This is a genomic window from Streptomyces huiliensis, from assembly GCF_020037025.1.
In the GTDB taxonomy this organism is placed as follows: domain Bacteria; phylum Actinomycetota; class Actinomycetes; order Streptomycetales; family Streptomycetaceae; genus Streptomyces; species Streptomyces huiliensis.
Genome location: NZ_JAIQLH010000002.1, coordinates 78,995 through 91,140, shown reverse-complemented (window position 1 = coordinate 91,140; position 12,146 = coordinate 78,995). Strand labels below are relative to the sequence as shown.

Below are 12,146 nucleotides of genomic sequence, written 5' to 3'. Positions count from 1 at the left end.
CGCCGGAAATGACACGGCACCGCCCGGCCGGTGCCGGGGGTGCCGGAAAACAAAGAAGTCGGTGGCGGGGCGGGAAGCGAACGCACTGGCGTCAGAGAAGAGAGAAGGAAGCACGTTCCGGAGCCGCCCCGCGGGAAGAAGGGTAACAAGGGCGGAGATCCACGGCCACGGAATTACCGCCCGTGCGGGAGCCGGGCACGACAAGGGGTACGGCAAGGTACGGCAAGGGGCCGCGCGGACGCTGTCCGCACGGCCCCAGGCGTTGTCGCTCCGGGCCGTTGTTACGCCGGCACGCTCGCGACGCCCGGCTCCAGGAACCGCTTGCCGTTGACGCGCTCGGAGACGCCCTCACGGTCCAGGTACGGCGTGACGCCGCCCAGGTGGAAGGGCCAGCCGGCCCCGGTGATGAGGCACAGGTCGATGTCCTGAGCCTCCGCCACGACCCCCTCGGCCAGCATGAGGCCGATCTCCTGCGCCACACCCTCCAGGACGCGGGCGCGCACCTGCTCCTCCGTCAGGACGGTGTCGCCCTGCTTGAGGAGGGCGACGACCTCGGGGTCCAGCTCCGGCTTGCCGGAGTCGTGGACGTAGAAGCCGCGCTTGCCCGCCTTGACCAGGGCGGCCAGGTTGGGGGAGACCTTGAAGCGGTCGGGGAACGCGCCGGCCAGCGTCTCGGAGACGTGCAGACCGATCGCCGGACCGACCAGCTCCAGCAGCACCAGCGGCGACATCGGCAGCCCGAGCGGCTCGACGGCCTTCTCGGCGACGGCGACCGGGGTGCCCTCGTCGATGGCGTTCTGGATCTCGCCCATGAAGCGGACCAGGATGCGGTTGACGACGAACGCCGGGGCGTCCTTCACCAGCACCGCGGTCTTCTTCAGCTTCTTGGCCACGCCGAACGCGGTGGCCAGCGCCGCGTCGTCGGTCCGCTCGCCGCGCACGATCTCCAGCAGCGGCAGGATCGCGACCGGGTTGAAGAAGTGGAAGCCGACGACCCGCTCGGGGTGCTTCAGCTTCGACGCCATCTCGCTGACGGACAGCGAGGAGGTGTTGGTGGCGAGGATGGTGTGCTCCGGCACGACCGCCTCGACCTCGGCGAACACCTGCTGCTTGACGCCCATCTCCTCGAAGACGGCCTCGATGACGAAGTCCGCGTCGCCGAAGGCGGCGGCCTTGTCGAGGGAGCCCGTCACCGCGGCCTTGAGGCGGTTGGCCTTGTCCTGGTTGACGCGGCCCTTGAGCAGCAGCATGTCGATCTGGTCGTGGACGTACTTCACGCCCTTGTCGACGCGCTCCTGGTCGATGTCGGTCATGACGACCGGCACCTCCAGGCGGCGGGCGAACAGCAGCGCCAGCTGGGAGGCCATCAGGCCGGCGCCGACGACGCCCACCTTGGTGACCGGGCGGGCCAGCGACTTGTCCGGCGCGCCGGCCGGGCGCTTGCCACGCTTCTGCACCAGGTTGAAGGCGTAGATGCCGCTGCGCAGCTCCTCGCCCATGATGAGGTCGGCCAGCGCCTCGCTCTCGGCGTCGAAGCCCTGGCGCAGGTCGCCGTTCTTCGCCGCGGAGATGATCTCCAGCGCGCGGTAGGCGGCGGGGGCGGCGCCGTGCACCTTGGAGTCGGCGAAGGCCCGGCCGCGCTCGACGGCCGCGTCCCACGCCTCGCCGCGGTCCACCTCGGGGCGGGAGACCTGGAGCTCGCCCTTGAGGACGGCGGCGGTCCAGGCCAGCGACTGCTCCAGGAAGTCCGCGCCCTCGAAGATCGCGTCGGCGATGCCGAGCTCGAAGACCTGCTTGCCCTTGAGCTGCCGGTTCTGGTTGAGGGAGTTCTCGACGATCACGGAGACCGCGCGGTCCGCGCCGATGAGGTTCGGCAGCAGCACGCAGCCGCCCCAGCCGGGCAGCAGGCCGAGGAAGACCTCGGGCAGCGAGAAGGCCGGGATCGCCTTGGACACCGTCCGGTACGAGCAGTGCAGCCCGACCTCGACGCCGCCGCCCATCGCCGCGCCGTTGTAGTACGCGAAGGTGGGCACGGCCAGCGACGACAGCCGCTTGAAGACGTCGTGGCCGCCCTTGCCGATGGCCAGCGCGTCCTCGCGGGTCTTCAGCAGCTCGACGCCCTTGAGGTCGGCGCCGACGGCGAAGATGAACGGCTTGCCGGTGACGCCGACGCCGACGATCTTCCCGGCCTTGGCCTCCGCCTCGACCTGGTCGATCGCCGCGTCGAGGTTGGCCAGCGACTGCGGGCCGAAGGTGGTCGGCTTGGTGTGGTCCAGGCCGTTGTCCAGCGTGATCAGCGCGAACGTGCCGGCACCCAGCGGGAGGTCGAAGTGGCGCACGTGCGCCTGCGTGACGACCTCGCCGGGGAACAGCTCGGCCGCACCCTTCAACAGTTCGGTGGTGGTGCTCACTTGTCCCCCTCGAAGTGCGGGTTCTCCCAGATGACCGTGCCGCCCATGCCGAGGCCGACACACATCGAGGTGAGGCCGTAGCGGACGTGCGGCTGCTCCTCGAACTGCCGGGCCAGCTGGGTCATCAGGCGGACGCCGGACGAGGCCAGCGGGTGGCCGAACGCGATGGCGCCGCCGTACTGGTTGACGCGCGGGTCGTCGTCCGCGATGCCGTAGTGGTCCAGGAGCGCGAGCACCTGCACGGCGTACGCCTCGTTGAGCTCGAACAGGCCGATGTCGTCGATCGACAGGCCGGCCTTGGCGAGGGCCTTCTCGGTCGCCGGGATCGGGCCGTAGCCCATGACCTCGGGCTCGACGCCGACGAAGGCGTACGAGACGAGGCGCATCCGGACCGGCAGGCCCAGCTCGCGCGCCACGTCCTCGGCGGCGATCAGCGAGGCCGTGGCGCCGTCGTTGAGGCCCGAGGCGTTGCCCGGGGTGACCCGGCCGTGCGGGCGGAACGGCGTCTTGAGGTTGGCCAGGCCCTCCATCGTGGTGCCCGGGCGCATCGGCTCGTCGGCCGTGACCAGGCCCCAGCCCAGCTCCCCGCCCTCGGGCGTGGTGCGGCGCACGGAGATCGGCACGAGGTCGGCCTGGATCTTGCCGTCGGCGTACGCCTTGGCGGCCTTCTCCTGGCTGCGGACCGCGTAGGCGTCCGCGCGCTCCTTGGTGAGGTGCGGGTAGCGGTCGTGCAGGTTCTCCGCCGTCATCCCCATGACCAGGGCGGACTCGTCGACCAGCTTCTCCGAGAGGAAGCGCGGGTTGGGGTCGACGCCCTCGCCCATCGGGTGGCGGCCCATGTGCTCGACACCGCCGGCGAGGGCGATGTCGTACGCGCCGAAGGACACGCCGCCGGCGACGGTCGTCACGGCGGTCATGGCACCGGCGCACATCCGGTCGATGGACATGCCGGGCACGGTCTGCGGCAGACCCGCGAGCATCCCGGCCGTACGCCCCAGGGTCAGGCCCTGGTCGCCGATCTGCGTGGTCGCGGCGATGGCGACCTCGTCGATCTTGGCGGGGTCCAGGTTCGGGTTCCGGCGCAGCAGCTCACGGATGCACTTGATGACGAGGTCGTCGGCGCGGGTCTCGTGGTAGATGCCCTTCGGGCCCGCCTTGCCGAACGGGGTGCGGACGCCGTCGACGAAAACGACGTCCCTAGCGGTACGAGGCACGTTGGCTCTCCTCCAGGTGCGGATCGCTGCGCGCGGGCATGCCGATACGGCTCCGCCGCGGTGCGGGCTGACAACCTCATGCTACTTACGGGTAACCAAGCTGCACAGCCCCTCCGGCGGGAGCGGCGAAGGTCACATCTGGTGGGTTGTGCCCCGGTCCCGCCCCTTCGCCGATTCCTGGGGGCAAGCCCCCAGACCCCCGTGATCGCGGCTTCGCCGCTCGTCCTCAAACGCCGGACGGGCTGAATCCAGCCCGTCCGGCGTTTGAGGACAACCGCGCGGAGCGCGGTTTCGGGGGTGCGGGGGCTGGCCCCCGCAAGAAACGGTGAAAGTGGGGGTACCCCCTCTGGGGGAGGGGCCGGGGCACCCCCCTCAGGCAGAAGCCTCCCGCAGGGCCCGCACCAGGACCGGCGTCACCTGCTCGACCTGCCAGGGCCGCGCACCGTGCGCAGCCAGGGCAGCGGCGACCGAGTCCGCGTCGATGGAAGACGGCGGCTCCCAGCAAACCCGCCGCACCGTATCCGGCGTCATCAGATTCTCCTGAGGCATCGTCAGCCGTTCCGCCAGCTCCGACACCGCCGCCCGCGCCGCGGACAGCCGCGCCGCCGCCACGGGGTCCTTGTCCGCCCAGGCGCGCGGCGGAGGCGGCCCGGTCAGCGGCTGCCCGGGCTGCGGGAGTTCGGACTCGGGCACGGCCCGTGCCCGGTCCACCGCCGCCTGCCACTGCTCCAGCTGACGCCGACTCATGCGCGGCCCGAAGCCGGGCAGCGCGGCCAGCGCGTTCGCGTTGGGCGGCATGTTCAGCGCGGCCTCGATGATGGCCCCGTCACCGAGCACCTTGCCCGGCGAGACGTCGCGCTTCTGCGCGACCTGGTCGCGCGCGGTCCACAGCTCGCGGACGACGGCCATCTGCCGGCGCCGGCGCACCTTGTGCATGCCGGACGTGCGCCGCCAGGGGTCCTTGCGCGGCGGCGCGGGCGGCGCGGCGGCGATGGCGTCGAACTCCTGGTGGGCCCACTCCAGCTTGCCCTGCCGGTCGAGCTCCTTCTCCAGCGCGTTGCGCAGGTCGACGAGGAGCTCCACGTCGAGCGCGGCGTAGCGCAGCCAGGGCTCGGGCAGCGGGCGGGTGGACCAGTCGACGGCCGAGTGGCCCTTCTCCAGGGCGTAGCCGAGGACGTTCTCGACCATGGCGCCGAGCCCCACCCGCGCGATCCCGGCGAGCCGTCCGGCCAGCTCGGTGTCGAAGAGCCGGGCCGGGGCCATCCCTATCTCGCGGAGACAGGGGAGGTCCTGGGTGGCGGCGTGCAGCACCCACTCGGCGTCCCCGATGGCCTCGCCGAGCGAGGAGAGGTCGGGGCAGCCGACGGGGTCGATCAGGGCCGAGCCGGCCCCTTCGCGGCGGAGCTGGACGAGGTAGGCCCGCTGTCCGTACCGGTAGCCGGACGCGCGCTCGGCGTCGACGGCGACGGGCCCGCGGCCCCCGGCGAAGGCGGCGACGACGGCGGCCAGGGCATCGCGGTCGGCGACGACCGGCGGGATGCCCTCACGTGGTTCCAGCAGGGGGATCGGCGCCGAATCGACGTCGTCCGGGGGGCCGCCCCCGGTGGTTCGCAGTGGTGGGTCTGCTGCGGTCTCTTGGGCGTCGGTCACCGGTCAAGGGTATCCGGGGATGACGGAAGCCCGCCGACGGAACGTTCCGTCGGCGGGCGTGGGCGGCGGGTGCGGTCAGTGGATGATGCCGGTGCGCAGGGCGACGGCGACCATTCCGGCCCGGTCGCCGGTGCCCAGCTTGCGGGCGATGCGGGCGAGGTGGCTCTTGACGGTGAGTGCCGAGAGGCCCATGGAGACGCCGATGGCCTTGTTCGACTGGCCCTCCGCAACCAGCCGCAGGACCTCGACCTCACGGCCGGACAGCTCGCGGTAGCCGCCGGGGTGGCCGGGCGCGCCGGGTGGCCGGCGCTGCATCCGCGCGGCCGCCGCGCCGATCGGGGAGAGCCCGGGACGGCCGGGCACTCCGAGGTTGGTACGGGTTCCGGTGACGACATAGCCTTTGACGCCGCCCGCGAGGGCGTTGCGCACGGCGCCGATGTCGTCGGCGGCGGAGAGGGCGAGCCCGTTGGGCCAGCCCGCGGCGCGGGTCTCGGACAGCAGGGTCAGGCCGGAGCCGTCGGGGAGGTGGACGTCGGCGACGCAGATGTCGCGCGGGTTGCCGATGCGGGGCCGGGCCTCCGCGATGGACGATGCCTCGATCACGTCCCGCACCCCCAGCGCCCACAGGTGGCGGGTGACGGTGGAGCGGACGCGGGGGTCGGCGACGACGACCATGGCGGTCGGTTTCGTCGGGCGGTAGGCGAGGCTCGCAGGTTGCTCAAGGAGAACGGACACCAGGCCTCCAGAGGGAGTGGCGGGGACGGGTGCCGACTTTTGGGTAAGCCGGGGCGATCCGTACGGGAAGGGTCACAAGTCCCTTCGGCAGACAAACCGCCCGGCTTTAGGGAATGATCACGAATTGATGAGTAACAATTCGGGCAATTCCGGCCTGGCGGTGATCATTCCGGTGGTCACCCCGATGGCGGCATCGGCGCACGCCCGGCTCACTCCCGGCGCGGCGCCCACGCCGCGTCGGGACATCCCCTGAACCGCCGTCAGCGGCTCTGCGGCCCCCGCCGCTGCGGCAGCGTCACGATCCCCGCCTCCGGCGCCCCGCCCGGCGGCAGCCCCGCGATCTGGCAGAGCAGGTCGCACCAGGCGGCCAGGTGCGCCGCCGTGTCCGGCACGGCCCCCGGCCCGCCGGACCCGCCCGGCTCGATCGGCGACCACGACGCGCGGATCTCGATCTGCGTGGACGGCGGACGCTCCCGCAGGCCCCCGAAGTAGTGCGAGCCGGCCCGCGTCACCGTGCCGCTCGGCGCCGCGTACGGCACCCGGCGCGCCTCCAGCGCCCCGGTCAGCCAGGACCAGCACACCTCCGGCAGCAGCGGGTCCGCCGCCATCTCCTCCTCCAGATCCGCGTGCACCAGCGTGACCAGGCGGAAGGTGCCGCCCCACGCGTCGTGCCCGGCCGGATCGTGCAGCAGGATCAGCCGCCCGTCCGCCAGTTCCTCGTCGTCCACCACGACCGCCGCCTCCAGTGCGTAGGAGAAGGGGGCCAGCCGCTGGGGCGGCGGGGTGGCGTCGAGTTCGATCTCGGGCCGCAGGAGCACACCCTGCAGCCCGGCGACCGCCTGCCGGAAGACGGACGGGGAGCCCTCCCCACCCACGTCGTCCGGACTGTCCTCGTGGTGTCCGTGCGCCGCAGCCATGCCCGGAAGACTAGGCGGAACGACCCCCGGTTCCGGGTAGGGACACCCACATGCGCGGGTCACTCGTTCGGCCCGTGCGAAGATTTGGGGCATGAGTGAGACGGGCGAGCAGCAGACGGGCCGCGGTGCGGCATACGATTCGGCGTTCCTGAGGGCGTGCCGGCGCGAGCCCGTGCCGCACACGCCGGTGTGGTTCATGCGGCAGGCGGGCCGCTCGCTCCCCGAATACCGCAAGGTCCGCGAGGGCATCCCCATGCTGGAGTCCTGCATGCGGCCCGAGCTCGTCACCGAGATCACCCTCCAGCCGGTGCGCCGGCACAACGTGGACGCCGCGATCTTCTTCAGCGACATCGTGGTGCCGCTGAAGGCCATCGGCATCGACCTCGACATCAAGCCCGGCGTCGGCCCGGTCGTCGAGCGGCCCATCCGCACCCGCGCCGACCTGGAGCGGCTGCGCCCGCTGGAGGCCGGCGACGTCTCCTACGTGACCGAGGCCGTCCGGCTGCTCACCGCCGAGCTGGGCGCCACCCCGCTCATCGGCTTCGCCGGCGCCCCCTTCACCCTGGCCAGCTACCTGGTCGAGGGCGGCCCCTCGCGCAACCACGAGCACACCAAGGCCCTGATGTACGGCGACCCGGAGCTCTGGGCCGACCTGCTGGACCGGCTCGCGGACATCACCGCCGCCTTCCTCAAGGTCCAGATCGAGGCCGGCGCCTCCGCCGTGCAGCTCTTCGACTCCTGGGTCGGCGCCCTGGCCCCGGCCGACTACCGCCGGCACGTCATGCCCGCCTCCGCCAAGGTCTTCGACGCCGTCGCCGGCTACGGCGTGCCGCGCATCCACTTCGGCGTGGGCACCGGCGAGCTGCTCAAGCTGATGGGCGAGGCGGGCGCGGACGTCGTAGGCGCCGACTGGCGGGTGCCGCTGGACGAGGCCGCCCGGCGCGTCGGCCCCGGCAAGGCGATCCAGGGCAACCTGGACCCCGCCGTGCTCTTCGCCCCGCGCGAGGCCGTGGAGGCCAAGGCGGCCGACGTCCTGGAGGCCGCCCGCGGCCTGGAGGGGCACATCTTCAACCTCGGGCACGGTGTCCTGCCCACCACGGACCCGGCCGCACTGACCCGGCTGGTCGAGTTCGTGCACGAGCGGACGGCGCGCTAGCCGGCACCAGGGGCGGCCGCACCGGTCGCCCCCGCGTGTGTCACATCGTCAGGAAGACCGTTTCCCCCGGGCCCCGGAGCCGTACGTCGAAGCGGTACGCGCGGTGTCCGTCCGGCTCCCGGACGGCCAGCAGGGTGGCCCTCCGCTCCTCCGGGACCGCGGCGAGCAGCGGATCGTCCGCCGGGGCGGCGAGGTACGCCCGGGTGAACAGGTGCCGTTGCAGCCCCCGCAGGTGCAGGCACACCGCGAGGTACGGGACCCCGCCCGGCGGCAGGGTGCGCAGCGCGTAGTGCCCGTCGCCGCGCGTCGCGACGCGGGCGAAGCCGGTGAACGTCACCCCGTCCCGGCGCAGGCTCCCCGGCGCGCCCGCGCGGGAGCCGTCCGGGGCCGGCTGCCAGAACTCCAGCAGCGCCTCGGGCACCGGCGCGCCCTCCCCGTCGAGGACGTACCCGTGCAGGACGACCGCCTCCGGGTGCCCGGCGGGCGCGAGGTCGCCGCCGCCGGGGAACGGCAGGGCGGCGCCGAAGAACGGTCCGGCCGTCTGCGACGGCGTGCCGGGTGTCATCGGTGGCTCCCCTCCGTCCAGGTCGCGGCCGGGCCGTCCAGCACGATGTCCCAGCGGTGGCCCAGGGCGTGGCCCGGGACGTTCAGCGCCGGGTCGTACGCGGCGACCAGCCGGGCGAGGGCGGCGGGCTCCGGTACGGCGTGGGCGATGGAGTCGTGGGCGAGCAGCGGGTCGCCCGGGAAGTACATCTGGGTCACCAGCCGCTGGGCGAAGGCCGTGCCGAACAGCGAGAAGTGCAGGTGCGCCGGGCGCCAGACGTCCGAGCGGCCGTCGAGGGGGTACGCGCCGGGCCGGATGGTGACGAAGCGGTAGCGGCCCTCGTCGTCGGTGAGGCAGCGGCCCGCCCCCGTGAAGTTCGGGTCCAGCGGGGCGGGGTGGCGGTCGTCCGGGTGCGCGTACCGGCCCGCCGCGTTGGCCTGCCACAGCTCGACGAGCTGGCCGCGCACCGGCCGGCCGCGCCGGTCCGTGACGCGCCCGGCGACCGTGATCCGTTCGCCGATCGGCTCGCCGGGGTGCTGCCGGGTGAGGTCGGCGTCGGCCGGGTCCACGTCGGCGGGGCCGAAGACCGGGCCGGTCAGCTCGACCGCGTCCGGGTCGCATAACAGGGACAACGGAGGCTGCTGGGGACGGCGTTGCGGTATGCCCAGGTACGGGGGCGGGGGCGGGAGGGTGCCGAGGGGCGTCATGGGCTGTGGTTACCCAGGGGAGGCGGCAGGCTACCCAAGGGGGGGGCGGCTGTTCGGGGACGGGCATGGGTTGCCCTTCGGCAGGGCCGACGGCCCGGGCGGCTCCGGATGCCCGCGGCGGATCCGGCGGTTCGAGGACGGGCGCCGGATCGCCCGCCGGCGGGCCCAGCTCGCCGGGGGCCGCCGGCCATGGGCTGCCGGCCGCCGCCCTCAGATGAGGGGCGCGTCCATCGGCAGCCCCGCGTAGTTCTCCGCGAACTCCGCCGCGGCGGCCGTGGGTCCGAGGAGCCGGTCGAGCCGGGCCGTGCGCAGCCGCCGCTCGTAGGCGTCGGCGTCCGGCGCCGCGTGCAGCAGGACGGTCATGGCGTGTGAGAACTCCTGCACCTGCCACACCCGGCGCAGGCACAGCTCCGAGTAGCGGTCCAGGAGCGCCGTCGAGCCGGTCCGGCGCCGGTGGGAGAGGCCCCGGGCCAGCGTCACGACGTCCGCGACGGCGAGGTTGAGGCCCTTCGCCCCGGTCGGCGGGACGAGGTGCGCGGCGTCCCCGGCCAGCAGCAGCCGGCCGTACCGCATCGGCTCCACGACCTGGCCGCGCAGCGGGATCACCGCCTTGTCCGTCACCGGGCCGCGGTGGAGCGGGTGGCCGGGGACGGCGAGCCGGGTGTCGAGCTCGTCCCACATCCGGTCGTCGGGCCAGTCCTCCGGCGTGGTGCCGGCCGGTACCTGGAGGTAGAGCCGGGACACCTCCGGCGACCGCATGCTGTGCAAGGCGAAGCCGCGCTCGTGCCCGGAGAGGATCAGCTCGTCGGAGGCGGGCGGGGCGTCGGCGAAGACGCCCAGCCAGGCGTAGGGGTAGACGCGCTCGTGCAGGCGGGCGGCGCCGGTGGCGAGCAGCGTCCGGCGGGCGGTGCCGAACGAGCCGTCGCAGCCCGCCACGTAGGAGCACTCCAGCGTCTCCTCCCGGCCGCCGTGCGTGTACCGCAGCACCGGCCGGTCGCCGTCGAGCCCCTCGACGGCGGTCACCGGGGCGTCGAACAGCAGGGGCGTGCCGTCCGCCGTCGCCAACGCGATCAGGTCCTTGACGAGCTCGGTCTGCGGGTAGAGCGTGTTCGCCCGGCCGCCGGTCCGCGCCGCGACCCCGAACCGGTGCCGCCGGTCGCGGTGTCGCAGCTCGAACCCCTCGTGCCGGACGCCCTCGCGGTCCAGCCGGTCGGCCGCGCCGCAGGCCCGCAGGACGTCCACCGCGCCCTGCTCCAGGAGCGCGGCCCGCTGCCGCCGCTCGACGTAGGCGCGGCCGCGCGCCTCCAGCACCACGCAGTCCACGCCCGCCCGGCGCAGCAGCCGGGCGAGCAGCAGCCCGGCCGGGCCGGCTCCGATGATGCCGACGGTGGTGCGCATGCGGGGTTCGCCTCTCGCTGTTCGGTACGCGGGGGCGGCGGGATCAGCGCTCCAGCACCAGCGCCTGCCCCTGCCCCACACCGATGCACAGCGCCGCCACCCCGGTACCGGAACCGGCCGCCGCGAGCTGGTGGGCCACCGTACCGGCGAGCCGGGCGCCGGAGCACCCCAGGGGGTGTCCGATCGCCAGCGCCCCGCCGTGCCGGTTCACCAGGGCGGGGTCGAGCTCCGGCCACTCCGCGAAGCATCCCAGCACCTGGGCGGCGTACGCCTCGTTGAGCTCGAAATGTGTCAGGTCGGCGAAGGAGCGGCCGGCCCGGGCCAGGGCCCGGCGGACCGCCTCGACCGGGCCCAGTCCGTACAGGTCCGGCTCGGTGCCGGTGACGGCCGACGCCCGGACGCGGGCCAGCGGCTCCCGGCCGGTCGCCCGCAGCCCCTCCTCGTCGCAGAGCAGCAGCGCCGCCGCGCCGTCGTTCAGCGGGCAGGAGTTGCCCGCCGTGACCGTACCGCCCGCCGGCCGGAACGCGGGCTTCAGCCGGGCCAGCGCCTCCTCCGACGTGCCGTCGCGGATGCTCTCGTCGCGGGCGAGCTCCACGTCCGGCAGGAACACCACCTCGTCCGCGAAGGCGCCCGCTCCCCATGCCTTGGCCGCCTTCCGGTGGCTGGCGAGGGCGTACGCGTCCTGGTCGGCGCGGGAGATGCCGTGCTTGTCGGCGATCAGCTCGGCGCCCTCGCCGAGGGACACCGTCCACCGCTCCGGCATCGCCGGGTTGGTCATCCGCCAGCCGAGGGTCGTCGAGTACAGCTCCTGGTGGCCGGCCGGGAAGGCACGGTCCGGCTTGGGCAGCACGTAGGGCGCGCGGCTCATCGACTCGACGCCGCCCGCCACGACCACGGACGCGTCGCCGACGGCGATCGCCCGGTACGCCTGGACGACGGCCTCCAGGCCGGACGCGCACAGCCGGTTGACCGTCGACCCGGGGACGGTCACCGGCAGCCCGGCGAGCAGGACGGCCATCCGGCCGACGTTCCGGTTCTCCTCGCCGGCGCCGTTGGCGTTGCCGAGCACGACCTCGTCGATCCGCGCCGGGTCGAGCGCGGGTGCCCGGGCCACCAGGGACCGGACGACGTGGGCGGCCAGGTCGTCCGGGCGGACGGCCGCGAGCGCGCCGCCGTAGCGGCCGAGGGGCGTGCGGACGGCGTCGACGACGTAGACGTCGCGGAGGCGGTCGGTCATGCGTTCTCCCTAGCGGTCTGGCGAGACGGCGGTCAAGGGGGCGGGTGGACGGCGGCGTACGGAGAATGGTCTCCCGATGTCCCGACTGACCGTTCGGTCGAGAGTCTTGGCGGGTATCCCGCCGCATGTCAATGGGGTGCGGGGTGCGGGGCCGGTGCCATCTGAGACAGTGAGCCC

At 73.8% G+C, this 12,146-nt stretch carries 11 protein-coding genes; 2 read left to right on the top strand and 9 right to left on the bottom strand.

The genetic code is table 11. The features are described from left to right. Nucleotides 1–281: 281 nt before the first annotated feature. From JNW98_RS00540 to JNW98_RS00525, 4 genes are all read right to left on the bottom strand, one after another. Nucleotides 282–2,411 carry a 3-hydroxyacyl-CoA dehydrogenase NAD-binding domain-containing protein gene (locus tag JNW98_RS00540; RefSeq protein WP_223766025.1) on the bottom strand — a complete coding sequence of 710 codons (2,130 nt, stop codon included), beginning with the start codon at nucleotides 2,409–2,411 and terminating at the stop codon, nucleotides 282–284. Next, nucleotides 2,408–3,625, bottom strand: coding sequence for a thiolase family protein (locus JNW98_RS00535; protein WP_223766024.1), 1,218 nt, complete (start codon nucleotides 3,623–3,625; stop codon nucleotides 2,408–2,410). The genes JNW98_RS00540 and JNW98_RS00535 overlap by 4 nt, the downstream gene beginning before the upstream one ends. A 372-nt stretch (nucleotides 3,626–3,997) precedes the next feature. Next, nucleotides 3,998–5,275: an HRDC domain-containing protein gene (locus tag JNW98_RS00530; RefSeq protein WP_223766023.1), complete on the bottom strand. Its 1,278-nt coding sequence runs from the start codon at nucleotides 5,273–5,275 to the stop codon at nucleotides 3,998–4,000. 75 nt (nucleotides 5,276–5,350) lie between these two features. Continuing rightward, nucleotides 5,351–6,010, bottom strand: coding sequence for a response regulator transcription factor (locus JNW98_RS00525; RefSeq protein ID WP_049714042.1), 660 nt, complete (start codon nucleotides 6,008–6,010; stop codon nucleotides 5,351–5,353). Between the two features lie 127 nt (nucleotides 6,011–6,137). On the opposite strand from JNW98_RS00525, the gene JNW98_RS36000 reads away from it, so the two are divergent. Next, nucleotides 6,138–6,263, top strand: coding sequence for a hypothetical protein (locus JNW98_RS36000; RefSeq protein ID WP_263420229.1), 126 nt, complete (start codon nucleotides 6,138–6,140; stop codon nucleotides 6,261–6,263). Between the two features lie 7 nt (nucleotides 6,264–6,270). Here JNW98_RS36000 and JNW98_RS00520 read toward each other — a convergent pair whose 3' ends face one another. Beyond that, a complete protein-coding gene (locus tag JNW98_RS00520; protein WP_223766022.1) occupies nucleotides 6,271–6,927 on the bottom strand; it encodes a DUF3000 domain-containing protein in 657 nt (218 codons plus the stop codon). Nucleotides 6,928–7,018: 91 nt separating this feature from the next. Here JNW98_RS00520 and hemE point away from each other — a divergent pair, with 91 nt between their 5' ends. Further along, nucleotides 7,019–8,083 (top strand): uroporphyrinogen decarboxylase, encoded by a 1,065-nt coding sequence (gene hemE, locus JNW98_RS00515; protein ID WP_223766021.1) that lies wholly within the window; start codon nucleotides 7,019–7,021, stop codon nucleotides 8,081–8,083. Nucleotides 8,084–8,123: 40 nt separating this feature from the next. On the opposite strand, the gene pcaG is transcribed toward hemE, so the two are convergent. From pcaG to JNW98_RS00495, 4 genes are all read right to left on the bottom strand, one after another. Beyond that, nucleotides 8,124–8,648 carry a protocatechuate 3,4-dioxygenase subunit alpha gene (pcaG, locus tag JNW98_RS00510; protein ID WP_223766020.1) on the bottom strand — a complete coding sequence of 175 codons (525 nt, stop codon included), beginning with the start codon at nucleotides 8,646–8,648 and terminating at the stop codon, nucleotides 8,124–8,126. Next, nucleotides 8,645–9,259 carry a protocatechuate 3,4-dioxygenase subunit beta gene (gene pcaH, locus JNW98_RS00505; protein ID WP_372459135.1) on the bottom strand — a complete coding sequence of 205 codons (615 nt, stop codon included), beginning with the start codon at nucleotides 9,257–9,259 and terminating at the stop codon, nucleotides 8,645–8,647. Before pcaH ends, pcaG begins: the two co-directional genes overlap by 4 nt. A gap of 285 nt (nucleotides 9,260–9,544) precedes the next feature. Next, the gene (locus JNW98_RS00500; RefSeq protein WP_223766018.1) at nucleotides 9,545–10,732 is read right to left on the bottom strand and encodes a 4-hydroxybenzoate 3-monooxygenase; all 1,188 of its coding nucleotides are present in this window, start codon (nucleotides 10,730–10,732) and stop codon (nucleotides 9,545–9,547) included. A 43-nt stretch (nucleotides 10,733–10,775) separates the two neighbouring features. Further along, the gene (locus JNW98_RS00495) at nucleotides 10,776–11,969 is read right to left on the bottom strand and encodes a thiolase family protein (protein WP_223766017.1); all 1,194 of its coding nucleotides are present in this window, start codon (nucleotides 11,967–11,969) and stop codon (nucleotides 10,776–10,778) included. Nucleotides 11,970–12,146: the final 177 nt, after the last annotated feature.

Coding starts and splice junctions, on each gene's coding strand:
- JNW98_RS36000 (WP_263420229.1), top strand. CDS start 6,138: ATGAGTAACAATTCGGGCAATTCCGGCCTGGCGGTGATCATTCCGGTG.
- pcaG (WP_223766020.1), bottom strand. CDS start 8,648: ATGACACCCGGCACGCCGTCGCAGACGGCCGGACCGTTCTTCGGCGCC.
- JNW98_RS00520 (WP_223766022.1), bottom strand. CDS start 6,927: ATGGCTGCGGCGCACGGACACCACGAGGACAGTCCGGACGACGTGGGT.
- JNW98_RS00495 (WP_223766017.1), bottom strand. CDS start 11,969: ATGACCGACCGCCTCCGCGACGTCTACGTCGTCGACGCCGTCCGCACG.
- JNW98_RS00500 (WP_223766018.1), bottom strand. CDS start 10,732: ATGCGCACCACCGTCGGCATCATCGGAGCCGGCCCGGCCGGGCTGCTG.
- hemE (WP_223766021.1), top strand. CDS start 7,019: ATGAGTGAGACGGGCGAGCAGCAGACGGGCCGCGGTGCGGCATACGAT.